At 51.5% G+C, this 19,421-nt stretch carries 17 protein-coding genes; 8 read left to right on the top strand and 9 right to left on the bottom strand.

Annotated elements, in window-relative coordinates:
- Positions 1-217 precede the first annotated feature (217 nt).
- A complete protein-coding gene (locus BM205_RS19485) occupies positions 218-1,420 on the top strand; it encodes a tyrosine-type recombinase/integrase (RefSeq protein ID WP_092416527.1) in 1,203 nt (400 codons plus the stop codon).
- A gap of 497 nt (positions 1,421-1,917) precedes the next feature.
- Here BM205_RS19485 and BM205_RS19490 read toward each other — a convergent pair whose 3' ends face one another.
- Both BM205_RS19490 and BM205_RS19495 read right to left on the bottom strand, forming a co-directional pair.
- Positions 1,918-2,208, bottom strand: coding sequence for a DUF1330 domain-containing protein (locus BM205_RS19490; RefSeq protein ID WP_092416528.1), 291 nt, complete (start codon positions 2,206-2,208; stop codon positions 1,918-1,920).
- A gap of 45 nt (positions 2,209-2,253) precedes the next feature.
- Entirely contained in the window at positions 2,254-3,270 is a 1,017-nt protein-coding gene (locus tag BM205_RS19495) for a zinc-dependent alcohol dehydrogenase family protein (protein WP_092416529.1), read from the bottom strand.
- Positions 3,271-3,353: 83 nt separating this feature from the next.
- Here BM205_RS19495 and BM205_RS19500 point away from each other — a divergent pair, with 83 nt between their 5' ends.
- The 5 genes from BM205_RS19500 to BM205_RS19515 all read left to right on the top strand — a co-directional run bounded on the left by BM205_RS19500 (position 3,354) and on the right by BM205_RS19515 (position 7,688).
- Positions 3,354-4,259: a LysR family transcriptional regulator gene (locus BM205_RS19500; RefSeq protein ID WP_092416530.1), complete on the top strand. Its 906-nt coding sequence runs from the start codon at positions 3,354-3,356 to the stop codon at positions 4,257-4,259.
- A gap of 178 nt (positions 4,260-4,437) precedes the next feature.
- Positions 4,438-5,868 (top strand): IS1182 family transposase, encoded by a 1,431-nt coding sequence (locus tag BM205_RS19505; protein ID WP_092416531.1) that lies wholly within the window; start codon positions 4,438-4,440, stop codon positions 5,866-5,868.
- A gap of 374 nt (positions 5,869-6,242) precedes the next feature.
- On the top strand, positions 6,243-6,563 hold the full coding sequence (locus tag BM205_RS24115; RefSeq protein WP_139227325.1) for a hypothetical protein: 321 nt from the start codon (positions 6,243-6,245) through the stop codon (positions 6,561-6,563).
- 506 nt (positions 6,564-7,069) lie between these two features.
- Positions 7,070-7,357, top strand: coding sequence for a hypothetical protein (locus BM205_RS24120; protein WP_139227327.1), 288 nt, complete (start codon positions 7,070-7,072; stop codon positions 7,355-7,357).
- Between the two features lie 85 nt (positions 7,358-7,442).
- Positions 7,443-7,688 (top strand): Imm32 family immunity protein, encoded by a 246-nt coding sequence (locus BM205_RS19515; RefSeq protein WP_175511330.1) that lies wholly within the window; start codon positions 7,443-7,445, stop codon positions 7,686-7,688.
- Positions 7,689-8,717: 1,029 nt separating this feature from the next.
- On the opposite strand, the gene istB is transcribed toward BM205_RS19515, so the two are convergent.
- Positions 8,718-9,551 carry an IS21-like element helper ATPase IstB gene (istB, locus tag BM205_RS19525; protein WP_092416534.1) on the bottom strand — a complete coding sequence of 278 codons (834 nt, stop codon included), beginning with the start codon at positions 9,549-9,551 and terminating at the stop codon, positions 8,718-8,720.
- A 161-nt stretch (positions 9,552-9,712) separates the two neighbouring features.
- Here istB and BM205_RS19530 point away from each other — a divergent pair, with 161 nt between their 5' ends.
- The gene (locus BM205_RS19530) at positions 9,713-10,888 is read left to right on the top strand and encodes a hypothetical protein (RefSeq protein WP_092416535.1); all 1,176 of its coding nucleotides are present in this window, start codon (positions 9,713-9,715) and stop codon (positions 10,886-10,888) included.
- A 333-nt stretch (positions 10,889-11,221) separates the two neighbouring features.
- Here the strand turns inward: BM205_RS19530 and BM205_RS19535 are convergent, their stop codons facing one another.
- The gene (locus BM205_RS19535; RefSeq protein WP_092416536.1) at positions 11,222-11,437 is read right to left on the bottom strand and encodes a hypothetical protein; all 216 of its coding nucleotides are present in this window, start codon (positions 11,435-11,437) and stop codon (positions 11,222-11,224) included.
- Between the two features lie 160 nt (positions 11,438-11,597).
- Between BM205_RS19535 and BM205_RS19540 the strand changes: the two genes are divergently transcribed.
- Positions 11,598-13,622 (top strand): oxidoreductase, encoded by a 2,025-nt coding sequence (locus tag BM205_RS19540; protein ID WP_092416537.1) that lies wholly within the window; start codon positions 11,598-11,600, stop codon positions 13,620-13,622.
- On the opposite strand, the gene BM205_RS19545 is transcribed toward BM205_RS19540, so the two are convergent.
- From BM205_RS19545 to BM205_RS19565, 5 genes are all read right to left on the bottom strand, one after another.
- Positions 13,592-14,197, bottom strand: coding sequence for a Crp/Fnr family transcriptional regulator (locus tag BM205_RS19545; RefSeq protein ID WP_175511331.1), 606 nt, complete (start codon positions 14,195-14,197; stop codon positions 13,592-13,594). The two genes, BM205_RS19540 and BM205_RS19545, sit on opposite strands and share 31 nt — an antisense overlap.
- Before the next feature lie 192 nt (positions 14,198-14,389).
- The gene (locus BM205_RS19550; protein WP_092416539.1) at positions 14,390-16,063 is read right to left on the bottom strand and encodes a long-chain-fatty-acid--CoA ligase; all 1,674 of its coding nucleotides are present in this window, start codon (positions 16,061-16,063) and stop codon (positions 14,390-14,392) included.
- A 129-nt stretch (positions 16,064-16,192) separates the two neighbouring features.
- Positions 16,193-17,380, bottom strand: coding sequence for a vWA domain-containing protein (locus BM205_RS19555; protein ID WP_092416540.1), 1,188 nt, complete (start codon positions 17,378-17,380; stop codon positions 16,193-16,195).
- Between the two features lie 27 nt (positions 17,381-17,407).
- Complete coding sequence (locus BM205_RS19560; RefSeq protein WP_092416541.1) at positions 17,408-18,259, bottom strand: AAA family ATPase; 852 nt, start codon at positions 18,257-18,259, stop codon at positions 17,408-17,410.
- Positions 18,260-18,289: 30 nt separating this feature from the next.
- Entirely contained in the window at positions 18,290-19,249 is a 960-nt protein-coding gene (locus tag BM205_RS19565; protein WP_092416542.1) for an acyl-CoA dehydrogenase family protein, read from the bottom strand.
- Positions 19,250-19,421 lie beyond the last annotated feature (172 nt).

A 19,421-nucleotide genomic window follows, 5' to 3' on the forward strand; every position in this document is an offset into this window, starting at 1 on the left:
TCAATATCAATAGACGTAAAAAAACCCCTGGATCCAGGGGTTTAGTAATTCTTGGCGGAGAGACGGACATACAACATATTGTCCATAGCGTTCCTCACAATTCAAAAAACATATATTTTTCAATAAGTTATACAAAACAACAGTCCATTGCAGTCTAGACAAGTATGGCTTATTCCGCTATACTTTTGATAGTCATTTTGATAGTTGAAAGATTCGAATGCGAACAATTAATCGCTTAAGCGCGCAGGCCGTCGCGCGCAATGTTAAGCCCGGGTTATATAGCGACGGGGGTGGCTTGTATTTGCAAATAACACGGGCAGGCGTCAAGTCATGGCTTTTCAGATACATGCGCAATGGTAAAGCCAGAGGGATGGGTATTGGCCCTTTGCACACCGTCACTTTAGCAGAGGCGCGCATAAAAGCTCTAAATTGCCGCCGTCAGCTATTGGACGATATTGATCCATTGGATGAGAAGCAAACCAGGCAAGTGACACAGAAAATCGTAGCCGCTAAAACGAAGTCTTTTAGCGAATGCGCCGAAGCTTATATTGAAGCCCATCGTGCTGGCTGGAAGAATGTAAAGCACGGCGCTCAGTGGGAAAGTACTCTCGAAACGTATGCGGGACCTGTCTTCGGCGATTTACCTATCTCTGCAGTTGATACGGCATTGGTGATGAAAGCCTTAGAACCGATCTGGACAACGAAGAATGAGACAGCGACACGAGTGCGCGGCCGCATCGAATCAGTACTAGATTGGGCGACAGTGAGCGGTTATCGCTCCGGAGAAAATCCGGCGCGCTGGAAAGGTCATCTTGATCATCTGTTGGCGAAGCCTTCCAAGATAAAGAAAGTTGTCCATCACCCTGCCCTTCCTTATGCTGAAGTGCCAAGTTTCATCACACTCCTACGTGATCAGGGTGGAACTGCACCACTAGCGCTGGAACTGCTAATTCTCACTGCTACACGCACCAATGAAGTTCTTAATGCGAGTTGGGACGAAATAGATATGGAAAATAGGATCTGGATAATTCCGGCTGCACGTATGAAGGCAGAAAAAGAACACCGCGTTCCTTTATCAAAACCCGCGATGGAAATCCTGAAGACGCAACAAGAAGGTGCCGAGGGGGACTATATTTTCCCAGGTCAGCGCGATGGCCGCCCGATGTCGAATATGGTCTTCCTACAATTTCTAAAACGTATCGAGCGGACTGATATCACTGTTCATGGCTTCCGCAGTACGTTCCGCGACTGGGTGGGAGAAACAACGAACTATCCCCGTGAAGTAGCTGAGGCCGCCCTCGCACATACCGTAAAAAATAAGGTAGAGGCTGCGTATGCGCGAGGAGATCTGTTCATCAAGCGCGCAAAAATGATGCAAGACTGGGCTAGCTATCTCAGCGGAATTGCACCAAAAAATTAACGAGGCGCCGTGTTTCAAATGCTCTATCAATGAATAGTTCTGCAAGGTAGCATGGCCGTTTTTGCGCTCGCATCCTCGCGGGATAGCGTAAGCTGAACGAAGCGAGGAATGCATCATCAGCCGCAATGTTTTTTTGTGACCGCGTCAATGAAACCCGCTCTGGAAAAATCGACCTGAAGATCCCAAAGTTGTGCCGCCGCAGCTCTTTCCCTGATTTCTGGGCTGCGTCGCTCTAAGAAAGAATCGTTGACTCGGGCTTCACGCTGCCCCGCGCTTGTTATCGGGAAATGAACACGCGACGCGCGGGTCCAAGGAAAAACACTTCAGCCCGAGTCAGCCTAGTACGTCGAGTGGTACGAGAAAACAGTACCACACTTGACTCCTTTTCCGCCTCTTGATGGCACACGACGGCCGCAACCACGGCAAAGGAGGGAACTAAATTGTGGAGATCTTGACGATTTCCGAACGGAAGTGCTTCTAAAAGAAGTGCGTAACTCTTACGTCGAGCCCTCTACAACAAATCCTCTGTACGTTGCACCTGCATGTCTGTGCTCGGCAGCGGACTGATAGGCTTCGCTGTAGTACCAAGTCTTAGCGTCTTCAACGGTCGGGAAAGAGAACAAGACAACGCCTTCCGGCGTTTCCCCTTCGAAGACTTCCAAACGACCGTAAGCAGCGAGCATCTCGATGGGGATACTGGGCAACGTGGCGGGAACCTTTTCGGCATATATGTCCATTTCGCGTTGATCCAGCGTCTTTTCCCGAATAAAAATAACGTAGGCAGTCATGGCGGATCCTTGATCAATAAGGTTTCGTTGTGGAGGAGTTGATGGTCAGTGAATGATCACCACCTTGCCGAATACGTCGCGTGTCATCAGTCGTTCGAATGCGAGCTTCGCATCGTCGAATACGAAACTGCTGTCGATGACCGGGCGGATGCTGTGCTCTGAAATAAATCGTACCAAATCTTCAAGATCTTGGCGGCTACCCACCGCAATGCTCTGGTAGCGCGCCTGGCTCATGAACATGGGGAGGACTTCAATTGTTCCTTGAAATCCTGCCACTGCACCGACCATCGATACTTGCCCGCCCAGGGCGATGGCCTTGATCGATTGCTCAAATGTTCCTGCGCCACCGACTTCCACGATGCGGTTCGCACCGCTTCCATCTGTCAGCTTGCGTACCAGTTCAGACCACGCGGGCTGTTCCTTGTAGTTGATTGTTGCATCCGCACCCAGCGCTTTGAGTTGCTCGGCCTTTGCGTCGCTGGACGTCGTGGCAATCACCTTGGCCCCCATCGCTTTTGCCAGTTGGACGGCAAACAGCGACACGCCGCCGGTTCCCAGGGTGACAACGGTTTCGCTTGCCTTCAAGCCTTTGAGGGCAGACCATGCGGTAAGGCCGGCGCAGGGCAACGTAGCAGCTGCTTCGAAATCGAGGCTGTCTGGAATCAAGATCAATCCGTCTGCGGCCACCGCGCGATAGTCGGCTAGCCAACCGTCAATATTGCCTGCGTACTGCGAGTACTTCCCGGTGAAAGGGCCGTCGATCCATTCCGGGAAGAATGCGTTGGTCACCCGGTCGCCTGCTTTGAAGCGGGTGACCCCCTCTCCTACCGCTACAACTTCTCCAGCGCCGTCCGAGAGCGGAATCCGGCCTGCCGTATTGGGAATGGGGTAATTTCCGTCTAGGATGATCACGTCCCGATAGTTCACTGACGAAGCGCGCACATGCACAAGAACTTCGCCTGGTGCTGGCGTGGGAATGGGCAGCGACCGAACGGAAAGACCTGCAACGCCGATTGCGTTATCAATGCCGAAGGCGCGGGATTGTTTGGATTTAGTATTCATAAGAACTCCTTGATGTTGAAGTCTTTATCTTGCGCTAGGTGAACGCTCTTGAGAATCCGTTCTCCACTGCTTATACTGTGTAGATGAACTACACAATTGGTCGAGGCGATCTGGACGGCGTGGTCGTATTCCTGGCAGTGGCCGAGGAGCGCGGTTTCCGCGCAGCTGCCAGGCGTCTGGGCATTACTCCGTCTGCCGTCAGTCAAGCAATCCGCGCTTTTGAAGCTCGCGTTGGCGTGACGCTCTTGGCCCGAACGACGCGCAGCGTCGGCTTGACCGAGGCGGGAGAACGGCTGTTGCTGCAAGTTCGCCCCGCAGCGCAGCAGTTGCTACATGGAATTGAATCGGCGCGCAGTCTTGGCCATTCGGTGACAGGCTTGTTGCGCATCAGTGCTCCAAGGGCAAGTATCCAGGTTTTGACTGAGCGATTCGTTGCGGGATTCCTTGCCGCACATCCACAGCTACAACTGGAGTTCGTCGGCGACGATCGGATGGTAGACATCGTCACTGAGGGATGTGACGCTGGTGTGCGTCCTCGTTCGATCATTCATGGGGACATGGTGGCGGTGCCTCTCACGCCTGGCGAACCGCAAGTGGTGGTGGGTTCACCTGGGTTGCTAGCACGTTACGGGCGACCAGCAACACCGGACGATCTCCGAAACATTCCCTGTATCATCTTCAAACAGGCAGACATCGTGCTGGACGACTGGGCATTCAGTATCGATGGAGCGGCAGTTAGCGTGCACGTCCGCGGCCCCTTGATCCTCGACGAAGTCCCTGCCTGTATCCACGCTGCAGAGCAAGGCGTGGGTCTCTTCAGACTTCCCCGCTCCATAGTGGCCCGCAACATTTATGCTGGGACACTGGAAGTTGTTCTCAGCAGCTTTTCGATGACGTTTTCCGGATTGGCGCTTTACTATCCCAGTCGAAGTAAAGCTCTTCCAAAACTGCGCGCTTTTGTCGATTACGTACTGGCCAACAAAGTCTGATCCGGCAGCTGGGCGTATCATAGGTAACCTGCCGATGACGGTAAGCGGCCCAGACTGTGTAAAAACGGATCCAATCCGGATGCGGCTTCAAATATAACGTAATTTTCTTGTTTTCCGAGTAAACGAAATAAGCCTTGCCATGTCATAGCGATATCTCGTCATATTTCGGGTGATCAATATGGGGCGCTTCATCGAAGGCAGGGACCGGACGCAAGGCATATTGCTTCCCGAGCAGCTGGACGACTACGTCACAGAAAGCAATCCAGTGCGGGTGGTCGACGTTTTCGTTGATGAACTGGATCTGGATCAAATGGGATTTTATGGCGTCAAGCCAGCAGAAACCGGACGGCCTGCGTATCACCCCGCTGTACTTCTTAAAATCTACATTTACGGATACCTCAATCGCATTCAATCGAGCCGGCGTCTTGAGCGGGAAGCGCAACGCAATGTGGAGCTGATGTGGCTGACGGGCCACCTGAAACCCGACTTCAAGACGATCGCCAATTTCCGTAAAGATAACGGCAAAGCGATTTCAAGCGTGTGCAGGCAGTTCGTCGTGATATGCCAGCAGCTTGGCTTGTTCTCGGAAGCCCTTGTTGCCGTTGATGGCAGCAAATTCAAGGCGGTCAATAACCGTGATCGAAACTTCACCAGCGCCAAGCTCCAACGACGGATGGAAGAGATCGAATCGAGCATTGCGCGTTATCTCATCGCACTTGATGCAGCGGACCGGCAGGAGCCTGAGCGGAAACAGGCCACTACGGTGCGCTTACAAGAGAAGATCGCTGCCCTCAAGGTCCAGATGCAAGCACTCAAGGAAGTGGAGATCAAACTTGAACAGGCGCCCGATAAACAAATTTCCCTGACTGATCCAGATGCCCGTTCGATGAAGACCCGCGGAACAGGCGTCGTCGGTTACAACGTCCAAACAGCGGTCGATGCGAAACATCATCTGATTGTGGCGCATGACGTGACTAATATCGGTATCGACCGAGATCAACTCTCTTCAATGAGCGAGCGGGCCCGTACAGCAATGGCGACGGAGTCTTTGACGGTAATTGCAGACAGAGGCTATTTCAAGGGGGAAGAAATTCTGGCATGTCATGATGCTGGCATTGATGTGATCGTCCCAAAGACCGTGACATCAAATGCCACTGCCGAAGGACGGTTTGGTAAAGCTGATTTTATCTATGATGCCCAGACAAACGAATATCGCTGCCCTGCAGGACAGCATCTGATCTGGCGATATACAAGCAAAGAAAAAGGGCTGAACCTGCATCGGTATTGGAGTTCGCACTGCCAGCAATGTCCACTCAAGCAACAATGCACGCCCAGTCCGCAGCGTCGCGTAACGCGATGGGAGCACGAAGCAGTTCTCGACACGATGCAAGCCCGCCTGGATCAAACACCCGATGCAATGCGAATCCGTCGTCAAACCGTCGAGCATCCGTTCGGGACGATTAAGGCCTGGATGGGCTCAACCCACTTCCTGACCAAAACAATAAATCGCGTCAGCACTGAAATGAGTTTGCATGTGCTGGCTTACAACATAAAACGGCTGATCAATATTCTCGGCGTTGGCAGATTGACCCAGGTGATGAGCGCATAAGCGCTTTTAACGTTTGCAGCGACGTCATAGCGACAGCTCCGCCGCTTTTTATAATCAGTCTAAAATCCAAGGGGCCATAACGTCGCAGCCCTAAGGGGGCCATCTAATCTTAAAATGAAGATTCCATGGCATGCTTATGCCGTGTCTTCGTTTTTACACAGTCTGGGCCAATAGCTGCCCTTTGGACCCGTCTCCTAACTAATGTTGCTTTGCCAAGTTTTGTATGGCAGGATTGTGTGAATTGTTCGCAGCAGTTGGGTGAAATGTGCACGACGAGAGTGAGCTTGAGCACACCTAAAATAAAAATCCTATACCACGCGCCACGAAGGCCTGTTCGATGACTGAACGTATTGACGTTTGTTTAAAACCGACGCATGAACGCTGAAATGTGCCATCCACATCAGCGATTTTATTTCGCACCACTTTTGCTGAGCCTGATTTCTCCGCTAGCGATGGCCCACGATATGGGAAGCGTGTATTTAGCGCTTTCATTTGTGTTGCTGATTCCGTTACCGGCTTTAGTCATTCTTTCCAGCTGGCGCAAGGCAATCCTTTTTGCTGTTCCAATTTGGGTACTAGCATGTTTGCTGGTTGATAGGGCTGCATATTTTTTTATGTATGCCGTGCTGCTATCACCATATTTCGTTTGGATATGCCGCACGATGTATCGACTGTTCAAACGGCCATATCATTAACAACGTTAGGAAATCGTGACCCCGGCCACCTATTTTCGTGCATGCCTGGCGCTACCAATTGTATTGCCGTTGGCTATGCTGCCTTTTGGCCTGAACATGGTGGTTGCAACACTATTGCTAAGTTTGGCGTTTGGTGGTGGACAATATGCCCTCTTCACAATCTTGATGTTCTTCGCAATCGGCAGACAAAAGTCTGTAGAGGACATCCAATGGTTGACTTCCTTTCCCCGCTCATTTCCATTCCCATTCAGGCTATTGGCTGGGTCGCTTGGGGTTACTACGAACGAATATCTAATCTAGACCTCGAGGGAATATGGGCGCCGCTACTGCCATTCGCCGTCTATACGATAGTTATCGGATATATTTACATCATTATGATAAATCTCTTGTTCCTAGTGTTTCGGCCCAAATTTAATTGAGTCTTGGTTGAACGAGGACTATCGGCCAGGAGCGGACAGCCGGCAACCTTTTACACGCAATGATTTGAATTGCGACGGATTGAAAAAATGAAAGATAGGTTTGGTCATTCAGTTGAAATCGGAGATGTCGTTCGCGTAGTTTCGGTCTGTCAGGGATTTCTAGATTGCTTGCCTGATGACGAAAGAATCCATATCGCTGGAATGCTCAATTACGAATATCCGATTGATGATTTTCCAGAAAGCGGTAAAGCAAGCGTATCTATTTCATGGGAAGTTGAAGAAGGAATTACGGGTCATGGTGGCCTTTACTTGTTGCCAGATGAATTTGAATTGGTTCGCAAAGAGAAGACTAACGAACTGCACCTTAGAACGTGACAGGCGTAAATCGGCCAAAAAGCGACGTTCGCGAATCCTACAAGATTGGTATGGCTTGATACATCAGTTAAATACACAAATTCTAATGAAGATATTCGGATACAAAGATGAAGGACTTGCACCTGCGGACACGAGTTTAGCCGAGTTGGCCGAAATTACGCTTGTTGCGACGCCCGACGAGCTACGGAAAATAGCGAAGTTTATTTTGGCTTCGGCGGATGGGATGGAAGCAATTGGTCGCGACTGGGAACATGAGCATTTATCAGATAAACAAAAAGGTTTTGAACGTTCGCCACATTTCGTTATTTACAACCCGGAGGCAGGTGCATGAGCGCTAAATTGTCGGTCGACGCTGGCGCTTCGCACGAGTCAACCTGTTTGTTTGGTGTAATGCCGTGATAATTTCTGATAACTTCGAGAAATTCAATTGGCACGACAACGCCATTCACGGATTCCGCATCGTCGAAGGTGCGGACGGATGCAGCGGTGAGCTAATTCTAGACATTGATTTCATCGTTGAATGGCTGCCCCCAGAAAGTCCAAAGAGTGCGTTTATGTTCCGAGTGGCTCCTGCGGACCTGACATTTTACGATGTTACGAACTTGGTGATTTCTATTGATTACGCTTCGTCAACTGCAGCGTTTCAACCAATGGTTATTCACGAAATTCACCGAGAGATTGTCACGTACTCCAATGGCTACTCTTCGTTTGCGTGGAAGATTGAAATCAACTGGCCTCGGAATAGCACCATATCCTTCCGTTCCAACGGATTCACGCAGGTAATGAGAAAGCCGCCCCTTACGTCTGACGTTCAGCATTTATCGCCTGCGGAGAGAAATTCATAATCCAGCTCCGTCGGCCATTCTGAATCTCGGATTGCGATTTCACTCCGCTATTTTTGGCAGACGACGCCTCGTTTATCTCAATGTTTAACGGCAGGTTTCAGGAAACTGCTATGACCGCTTTGGGTCGAGGCTGTGTTAAAACGCAAAATCATTTCTCAGGTGAGCGCGTCCGTCTTCGATCCAATTTAGAAACGAACCCGCACGTAAGACATTAGCACGGAGCACGGCGACAAAAAAAGATGTTTAACGGCTGCGACAGGCCTGTTCAATTAGCCGGAACAGTATCTCGTAGAGATGCAAAAAGGCCCTCAGGCCCTCATTGCTGCAATCAACTGTCAATGCCGGAGTGAAGATGTACCAAATGGTGCGTTAAAAGTGTACCAGTCCGGGTTAATAAATAGAGCCGTTGAGGCCCTGGGGTTTTCTCTTTCCAATTCACATTTCTATGCAAGGCAGAATTGGGGTGACAGGCGTAGCGCAGCGTAGCCCGTTTCCTCAAGACGTTGTTTTTGCTGTTACGGATTGGTCCCTCCTTTTTCAGCAGCGATGTTTGGTTTGGCATTGCGCTGTTGCCGTTTCTTGCTGGTGGCCAATCGATACGATTCGCCGTTCATCTCCAGGATGTGGACGTGATGGGTAAGGCGGTCGAGCAACGCTCCGGTCAACCGCTCTGAACCGAGGACGCTGGTCCACTCGTCAAACGGCAAGTTCGATGTCACCAGCGTGGCACCGTGTTCATAGCGCCGGCTAAAGACCTCAAACAACAATTCCGCACCGACCGCCGTGAATGGCACATAGCCCAGTTCATCGACAATCAGCAGCTTTACGTTAGTCAGTTGCTTTTGCAAGGCACGCAACCGTTTCTCGTCACGCGCTTCCATCAGCTCATGTACCAGGGCCGCAGCCGTCGTGAAGCCGACGCTGTGTCCTTTCTGACAGGCGGCTAATCCTAGCGCTAGTGCGGTATGCGTCTTGCCGACACCCGAAGGACCTAGCGCAATGACGTTCTCGCGCTTATCAATCCATTCACAGCGTGCCAGCTCCAGCACCAGAGATTTGTTCAGGGTCGGCATCGCCATGAAGTCGAAGGTCTCCAGACTCTTGGTCACCGGAAACCTGGCCAGCCGGATGCGCCGCTCCATCGTGCGGCGTTCACGGTCGATACGTTCCAGTTCGCACAACCGTAATAAATAGCGCGGGTAATCCACGCCTTCACGCGCACAGTCGGCCCCAACCTTCTCATACTCGCGGGCGAATGTGGGCAACTTCAGGGCTTTGAAGTGGTTGATCAACAGCACCTGCGGTGCCACCGTGGTGGTCTCGATTGACGGTTCAATGTCGGCGTTCATACGCGGCCTCCGATACCGGCTTGCGTCACTAACGCAGGCTGCCTGAGCAAACTGAGGTAGCTGAACGTGAGGACATTGGCACTTTGTTGCGCTATTGCGCGATTGCGCAAAATAACGCACGGCTATTACTTGCACTCCGTCCTTATGGGAAGGAGTCCTTAATGCATCAAGCTGCGACAGTAACCTTGAGCGGCAATCATGTTCAGACGGTTGAAATTCGGCCTCTAACCAAGAGCGACGCCAAAACGTTAGCCACTGAAGTGCTGGCGCAGTGTGGCGGTCCAGCTTCAGCTGCGGAGGCCATAGCCCTAAAGTCTCCTGACAAACTTCACCTAGTTGCTGAGGCCTATGCTAGATACGAGCCAAGTGGCGAATACAGCAAAGACGAGATATTGATTCTTCAAATGATATTTGAGGCTGGTGACCCAATGGTTCTTCGGTTCGCGACTAGTTTGGCGCTGCAGGTAGCTAAGCGAAATCCTACCTTGGCTGTGGAACTCATCTGCAAAGTTGATTTCACGACCGCAGGAGATGTAGCTGATGACTTCTTCATGTGGCTCACCCACCAGAACTCCATACCGGCGGAAGCTATTCGCGAAGACCAGTGGCGCCACGTGGTATCTGCTCTAGTTAACGTACCAACATTGGATGGCTATTGGATACGCGGGTTCCTTAAGAAGGCGATTCGCATCATTCCTGATGACGTCATCAGCCTCCTCAAAGCCAGGTTAGCCATTGCGGCGGAGAGCAAAAACTGGGCCTATACACCTCTGCGTAAAGAGCATAATGGAGAAGGACTTGCACTCATGAACCATGAAAATGGGGAGCGGGTACTTCGAGATTTTCTTGATTGGGCCGTCCAAGAGCCTTCATGTGACGCCATGCTGTATACAATAGGCGATGTGGTGGCTGGTCTTTGCGGGAGCTATGACGCAAGGCTACTTGACCTGCTCCTCTCGTGGATGTCGCAAGGCATAGAAGCGCACGCATTGGTGGTTTCTGCCGTACTTCGGAACGCCCAAGGAGACTTGATCTATGAGTTCCAGCAGTTCGTCCGAGACATTCTCTATGCCGCAGAAGTAATCGGCACTGAAGCTGTCGAACATGTCATAGCCGCAATATCTAGCGCCACCTGGTCAGGACCAAGGGGGACAGCTCCTGGCGAGCCATTCCCTGAAGATCTTCGCCTAGAGAAGCACGCTACGGAGATGTTGGGCACCTTGAGCCGACTGGACCCGGCGTATGAATTGTTCTCTGAGCTGCTTCGCGAAGCGAAGCGAGGAATTGCTCGCCAGCGAAGAGTGAAGGAAGCCATGGATGCTGACGAGGAGGAGTGATCTGTATTCCAATTTGGAGTGATTTTTCCCTGTGCCGATTCCCAAGCTAAAACGTAACCAAGTGCATCAGTTCAGATGACGATAAAAGCGCTACGCATTGATCTGACGCCGGTGGTTCTATTTTGGGATACTCGCTTTCCAAAAAAGGCAATTACTTCATCCATTTCTCACAGGCTTAACGAGGCCTTGCGGTCCTGAAAATCGCGTTGAGTTTATCTTCAAGACTGATGCATTTTTTTGAAAGTATTACTTGTTTGTCGGAATAAATAATATGGATAGACCCAACATACGCCCGCAGTAGCGGGCATTCTTTTGGCTGGAGACCTTTTCTAATCAAGCCAGCTTAGCAAAGTCAGCGTCGGCCTTGTTCAGCATCTCCGGGGTGATCAGCCCTCCCGAGAAGCTTGCCACCACGGAGAGGGGCATTTCCTTTCCCATGGCGATCTGAGGATGAGTTGAGATACCAGGCATGTGCTGCTCGAGGATAGCTTTAGTAGCGTCGTTGTTGAGCAGATCGCCAAGTTTGGACTGAGTTGAAAATGTAGACATAAAATTCTCCAAGGTTAAGTGAAAAAACAGCCACTGCACGACGGTGCAAAGACAGGCTCAGTGTTTCATGTCTTTATCTCTGCCTCAATAACAATTGATAACGACGTCATTTTAGATGAGCCATAGAATCGACCCAACTTAAATCCCCTGGAGAAACGCAATGTCTCAAGTTAGCTACCCAAAACTGCTGGCGCCTCTTGATCTCGGATTCACACAACTGAAAAACCGCGTGTTGATGGGATCCATGCACACGGGCCTTGAGGAGGAAGCAGATGGGATTGAGCGAATGGCACACTATTTTGCTGAACGGGCTCGCGGTGGTGTCGGCCTGATCGTCACGGGCGGATTCGCGCCCAACGTCGAAGGCTCCACTCATCCAACGGCCAAGCTGTTGAAAACGAAAGAAGAAGCCTTGAAGCATCGGCTGATTACAGACGCGGTCCATCAGGAAGGCGCCAAAATCTGTATGCAAATTCTGCACACTGGCCGATATGCATACAACCCGCAGTCTGTTGCACCATCAGCTATCAAGGCGCCGATTAATCCGTTCAAACCACACGCTCTAGATGAGGACGGTATCGAAAAGCAAATCCGAGACATCGTACAGTTAGCGGAATTTGCCAAAGTCGGCGGTTATGATGGCGTGGAAGTCATGGGGTCCGAAGGATACTTGATCAACCAATTCTTGGCTCAGCGCACGAACCAGCGCGAGGACCGTTGGGGTGGCGAATACGAGAATCGAATGCGCCTGCCAGTTGAGATTGTTCGCCGTGTACGCGAGGCGGTTGGCGCGGAATTTATCATTATTTACAGACTTTCGATGCTCGATTTGGTGGAAGGCGGCAGCACGTTTGAAGAAGCCGTCCTCCTCGGGAAGAACATTGAAAAGGCAGGTGCGACGATGATCAATACTGGCATCGGATGGCATGAAGCCCGTGTACCCACTATTGCTACAAAAGTTCCCAGAGCGGCCTTTACTTGGGTAACGGCTATGTTCCGCAAAGAATTGAACATTCCGCTCATCACGGCGAACCGTATCAACACTCCTGAAGTAGCTGAAGCTGTGCTCGAACGCGGCGATGCCGACATGATTTCCATGGCGCGACCTTTGCTGGCGGATCCCTTTTTCGTAAAAAAAGCTTCTGAAAACAAAAGCCACGAGATCAACACATGTATAGGGTGCAACCAGGCCTGTTTGGATCACGCATTCCAAGGCAAAATATCCAGTTGCTTAGTCAACCCAAGGGCCTGCCATGAGACCGAGCTCGTTCTCTCGGCAGCTAGAACCAAAAAGCGTTTGGCTGTGGTTGGCGCAGGGCCTGCCGGCCTTTCGTTTGCGACTACTGCGGCGCAGCGGGGTCACCTCGTAACTTTGTATGACCGAGCTACAGAACTTGGCGGACAATTTAATGTTGCCAAAAAAATCCCAGGGAAAGAAGAGTTTTATGAAACGATCCGCTACTTTAAAAATGAGGTCACCCGAACTGGCGTTAATTTGGTTCTTGGCACGTCTGTAAGCGCCGACGACCTCAATAAGGGTGAATTCGACGAGGTAATCATTGCTACGGGCGTGTCTCCACGGCTCCCCGACATCGAAGGAATCGGACATAGTAAAGTTTTAAGTTATTTAGAAGTATTGAACGGCAAAAAGAAAGCCGGGGACCGTGTCGCGATCATAGGGGCTGGCGGTATAGGCTTTGACGTTGCGGAATACTTGGGACATCAAGGTGAGTCGACAAGCCAAAACATTGGACTATTTATGAAAGAGTGGGGTGTTGATATGAGCTTGCGCTCGACTGGGGGCTTGGACGATGTCGAAAAATTTAATACCGCATCCGGGCGGGAAGTCTATTTACTGCAGCGCTCGACTTCAAAACTTGGTGCAAACCTAGGGAAGACCACCGGTTGGATCCATAGGACCGGCTTGCAACGAAAGGGCGTCAAGATGATTGCTTCGTGCGAGTATGAAAAAATTGATGACATGGGCTTGCATATCAAAGTAGATGGGATAGCCCGGCTGCTGGAAGTGGATCACGTCGTAATTTGTGCGGGGCAGGTCCCGCTGCGTGATCTGATCAATGGGCTGACAAAACCACATCACTTGATCGGAGGCGCTGACGTCGCTGCCGAACTAGACGCCAAGCGCGCGATCGATCAAGGGATGCGGCTGGCACTTGAAATTTGAACTTGCTTGCGCAGGCGCGACAGGCTCACCGGCGTCATTCCTAAAAAGGAAGCGATCTGATACTGTGGCAATCGCTCAAGCAGGTGACCATATTCCCGACAAAACCAGCGATACCGCTGTTCACCACTACTCAGCAGCCGCTTGGCGTCGCGCTTGGCGTTGCTGTAGAAAAGGTTCTGCATGAATGTGATTTCGAAGTTCAGTATGTCGGGCTTATCCATAGCAAAAGTATGAAAGCGCGGGTAGCTTGCTACCCAAAGCGTTGTGGGCTCCAGCGCCTGGATATAGAACGGACACGGGGCATCGCTAACGAAGCTCGCCACGGGGCCCAACATCATTCTTTCGTCATAGAACCCTTCATTAAGCTCTTTGCCATTCTGATCGATATAGTAGATGCGCAACAGGCCTTGCGCAATATAAAAAAAAACGTCACGCCGCTGGCCAGCGCGGATCCAGTGCGCGCCAGCTTCTAAGGCCTCACAAGAAAATAATTTGATTAGTTCCGGCCAGTCCGTAATGGTGGCCTTGAATTGACGCTCTAGGACACGGCGCATCTCACCTATTTCGCGGTCCATCAACATGTCTCCATTCTTTTTTAATCGTTTCTCAAGCGGCAGGTGTTGACCGACCTCGTGCAGTCCCAACACTGCTGGCACTTTGCGCAAACGCTGGGGACTTCAAGGCCTTTGACTGCGAAGCACCTTGATTTTGTGCACGTGCAATTCGAGGTTGGATCCCCAGATAAAACACTCGCCGCCCCTTACCAATCAGGTCTCGTCGCGCAACTCGCGCCGGAGAATTTTCCCAACGTTTGACTTTGGTAGGTCCGCGCGAAAGACGATGTATTTAGGTTTCTTATATCCGGTGAGTTGCGTTTTGCAGAAGTCCATCACCTGCTCCGCAGTTAGTTCCCGGTCTCGTCGTACAACGAACAACTTGATGGCTTCGCCCGCATTTTGGTCAGGTACGCCAACGCACGCGCACTCAAGGACTCCGGGGTGCATTGCCATCACATCTTCGATTTCGTTTGGATAAACGTTGAAGCCTGATACCAAAATCATGTCTTTTTTGCGATCGACGATCCGGATGTACCCCCGCTCATCCATTATTCCAATATCGCCGGTCTTGAAAAAGCCATCCTCATTGATAGCCTTCGCGGTTTCGCCCGGGTTGTTCCAGTAGCCGACCATAACCTGCGGCCCCCTAACTGCGATCTCTCCTGGGGTGCCGTGATCCACAAGCTTCCCGTTCTCGTCGAGGATAGCAACTTCTGTCGACGGAAGGGGAAGACCGATGGTGCCCGTAAAAGCTGTAGCGTCAGCGCGATTGATCGTAACCCCAGGCGATGTCTCAGACAACCCGTACGCTTCAAGTATCGGACATCCAGTTACTTTCATCCACTGTTCGGCAACGGCGCGCTGCACCGCCATGCCGCCACCTAGCGAAATTTTCAGTCCGGAAAAATCCAGTTTCGCGAAGTCCGGATGATTGAGTAGTCCGTTGTATAGGGTATTAACGGCTGGAAACATATTAAACTTATACTTTCGCAGTTCCTTAATGAAGTTCGTGATATCCCGTGGATTCGGGATGAGGATGTTCAGAGCTCCCCACCGCGTTCCCATCAAGCTACATGCTGTCAGCGCAAAGATATGGTAAAGAGGAAGGGCGCATACGATAGTCATGGGTTGGTCAACCGGCACTTTGTCTTGTGCCGGTCGAACCCACGCATCGTTTTGCAAAACGTTCGCGATGATGTTGCGATGTGTGAGCGTCGCGCCTTTGGACACACCTGTGGTGCCGCCGGTGTACTGAAGGAATGCAACATCGTCACCACAAAGATGTACCTGGCTGAAACGTGAGGATGCCCCGATTGAAAGCATGTTCAAAAAACTAACCGCACCAGGCAGATTGAAGGCTGGCACCATCTTTTTGACTTTTCGAACCATGAAATTGACCACAGTTCCTTTCAATCCGCCAAGCAAGTCCCCCATGCTGGCGACAACGATATGCTTAATTTCGGTCTGCGCCAAAACCTGCTCCAGGGTTGTCGCGAAATTTTCAAGAACGATGATGGCCTGAGCACCTGCATCATTCAGTTGGTGGAGCAATTCACGCGGGGTGTACAGTGGGTTGACGTTGACGACAATAAATCCGGCACGAAGGATGGCTGCTGCGGCGATTGGATACTGCAAAATATTTGGCAACATGACAGCGATGCGGGCGCCTTTCTTCATCCTGCAGCCTTGTAGCCATGCAGCCATTCTTTTTGAGTATTCGTCCAGCTCCCTATAGCTCATAAAAGTGCCCATACAGACATAGGCGTCGCGGGACTTGTACTTCGTGAATGATTCTTCCAGCATGTGCACCACCGATCGGTACTGCTGGGCATCAATTTTCGTTGGTACGCTGGGGGGATAGGACTTCAGCCATACTTTTTCCATGTCGTGTCTCGTTTTATGTTTGGTCTAGGGAAATGCATATTCGATCGAAATGAGGCGATTGCTTTACTAGCTGCGACGGGGTCATGCCTCGGTACCGCAGAGATTATAAAAATGCGACAGCCGCGGCTGTCATTTTTTGAGCATGTTCATCGCCCTTTCTAAGCCTGCTATCGTCAACGGGAACATGCGGTCGTTCATCAATTGGCGAATGAGCTCAATGGACTGGCGGTTTTTCCATAATCCTTCAGGCTCGGGATTTATCCAGACGTACTTGGGAAAGGCGGTCGTAAATCTTTCAAGCCAATCGGCGCCGGCTTCCGGGTTGTTATATTCCACCGAGCCGCCGGGCTGTGAAATTTCATACGACCTCATCGTAGCGTCGCCTACGAAGATCAATTTGGTGTCGGGCCTGAACTTGCGAAGTATGTCCCATGTCGAAAAGCGCTCCGCTTGCCGGCGACCGTTGCTCTTCCACAGGTAGTCATAGACGCAATTGTGAAAATAATAGAAATCCAAGTTTTTAAATTCCGATTTCGATGCGGAAAAAAGTTCCTCAACTTGAGCGATGTGGTCGTCCATCGACCCGCCGACATCAAGCAACATTAGCACCTTCACCTTGTTTTTACGCTCCGGCTGCATTCTGATATCGAGCTGGCCGGCGTTGGTCGCGGTAGCTTGAATGGTCCCATCGAGCGCAAATTCTTCCTCCGCTCCCTCACGGGCAAAGCGACGGAGGCGACGTAGAGCAATTTTTATATTGCGCGTACCGAGTTCACGCTGGTCGTCATAGTCGCGATAGGTCCGCGCCTCCCATACTTTTGGCGCGGAACGGTTGCCGCCTGGTCCCCGCTGCCCCCCCTTGCCCGAGATCCGTTGGCTCGTAGGACTCTTGCTGTTGGTCTCGCGTAGCCGGCCACCACGATCGTTCCCGGCTCCGTCCGGCGACTCTAGTGCCTCGGATTTTTTGGCGTTCAGTAGCTCGCGCCAGGCGGCGGACTTATCAGCATTGTGGTTTGTCGACTCGCCCCTCTCGGCGTCCCCATGTTGCGGCGCGGTGCGTTCCTTTAACTGTTCAAGTCTTCCCAATGCCGCTGTATCGAAAGTCGCTTGCATGGCTCGACAATATTGTGCAAACACCAGGTCAAATTTATCAAAATGGGCCTCTTTTTTTACCAGCGTCAAGCGAGCCAAGAAATAGAAATCATCAAGCGATGGTGCTATGACGTTTCTTCCCAACGCGTCAAGTAGCACCAAGAATTCCGCGGTTGACACCGGAATTCTTGCTTTCCGAAGTTGGAAGAAAAAATCAACTAGCATGGCAAGACCATTGCGCTCATCGAAACCTCAGCGCTTTGCGCGTGAGAGGACGGCGCGTTCGACAAGGTGCAAATCTTGCTCGTTTTTTAGAAGCGCGCCATTGAATATTGGAGCCCCGGACTTTGCGCTCTCATCTCGTAGCGCACTGGAGGGAATATTTTCCGCAAGCAGTAGCTTCATCCAGTCTAGTAGTTCGGACGTGGACGGCCTTTTTTTGAGACCCGCAATCTGCCGGATGCCATAAAACGATTCAAGCGCTTCGTGGACTAGATCCTCTGCCACGGTCGGGAAATGCACGGCGACGATCTGACGCATGGTCGCGGCGTCTGGGAACTTGATGTAATGGAAGAAGCAGCGGCGTAAAAAAGCGTCGGGCAGTTCTTTTTCGTTATTGGAGGTGATGATCACTAGCGGTCGGAACTTAGCCTTGACCATCTCGCGTGTTTCGTAGACATAAAATTCCATACGGTCAAGCTCGCGTAGCAAGTCGTTTGGAAACTCGATGTCCGCCTTGTCAATTTCATCGATGAGCAGCACGACTTGCATGTCTGCCGTAAATGCTTGCCATAGGACGCCCCTAAGGATGTAGTTATTGATGTCCTTGACCCGTTCGTCCCCGAGTTGAGAATCCCGAAGACGCGATACCGCGTCATATTCATACAGGCCCTGCTGGGCTTTTGTGGTGGACTTGATATGCCATTGCATTAACGGCATATTTAAGGCTGCGGCGACCTCTTCCGCCAACATCGTTTTACCTGTTCCAGGCTCGCCCTTGATTAGCAGTGGGCGTTGCAGCATCAGTGCGGCGTTCACGGCCAACTTTAGGTCCCCAGTGGCGACGTAACGGTCTGAGCCGTCAAAGTGCGTACCAAATATCATCAGTGTGTATCCAGGAAAAGTGAATCGGGTTTAGGTACGGTTTTGAGAATCTTGCCTCGGCTGCAATTCATGTAAATGCTCCCATGCTCTCGCGGCGCTCCTCTCTTGCACTGCAGCTGAGATACTCAACATACCCCGATCTCTTTCCCACCTTGCTGCACTTTCGTCCAGTTCACCTCGGGTCCAATGCACTTGGGCTTCAATGGCCAACATGTGTGCGTTATCAATGGCATCCGCCAGAACTACGTTGGTCATCGGTGCTGCGCTCCAGTCCCGCGAAAGGTCACACAGGACTGCGAGGGAGGTGAGGACCCGCTGCATATAGCTGCTGGGCCATTTTCGGGAACGGCCTTCGCGCAAGAGGTGGGCGAGGACGGCGGCGGCAACGTGTAGCGCCTCGACGCGTTTAAAGGGCTTGATGAAAGTTGACCAGCCGTCACCTTCCAACATGTTCGACGCATCAGTTGATGCATCTAGCAGCTGTACGCGAGCCCGACCAAGCTCGGGGATGATGCCTCCCGAAGGAAGCGGGTCAGCTTTTAGGCCCGGAGTACTACTGGCCAGGCGTACTACGCGTTGCGGTGGGCGGGTTTGTTCAGGAGCGCCAAGTTCAGCGCATGCCACCAAGTAAGAGGTGCAAACATGGCCCATTGGTGCCCAGCTTTTAATACCATTAACAATTACTTTTCCTGATTCTGAATATCGCCACTTTGTGTTGACGATGAGAGGATTGCTAACAGTCTCGGTAGCGCAAAATGCAAATATCTCATGAGCCTCCGCTTGCCGAACTATGGCGCGTATGGCGCCTTGGTATCCGCTCGCGAAGGCCCATGCGAGGCGGTCGGCCTTGAACCCACCAGCGATTGCAAGCATCACTGTGGATGCCCAGTCGTTCACGTGGGCTGGCCAATGCAAAACCCACTGCTCAGCTGTTTCGACAGCCGGCGCTTCGCTCGACTGCTGCATGCACCATTCCAATATCGCATTCATACTTATCTCCTGGGGCAGAAGCTACGGTGCCCTTCTCCAATGCTTGGGTCATCTTGGTCACACTCCTTTCGTCGCGAAAGCGTGAACGACTCAGAAGTCTCGGGGGGGGGGCGGAAAGCATCGTTTTCAACTGGGTATGGGAGCTCATGCAATCGATCAAAATGATCGAAAA

Source organism: Collimonas sp. OK307 (assembly GCF_900113705.1).
Taxonomy (GTDB): domain Bacteria; phylum Pseudomonadota; class Gammaproteobacteria; order Burkholderiales; family Burkholderiaceae_D; genus Collimonas.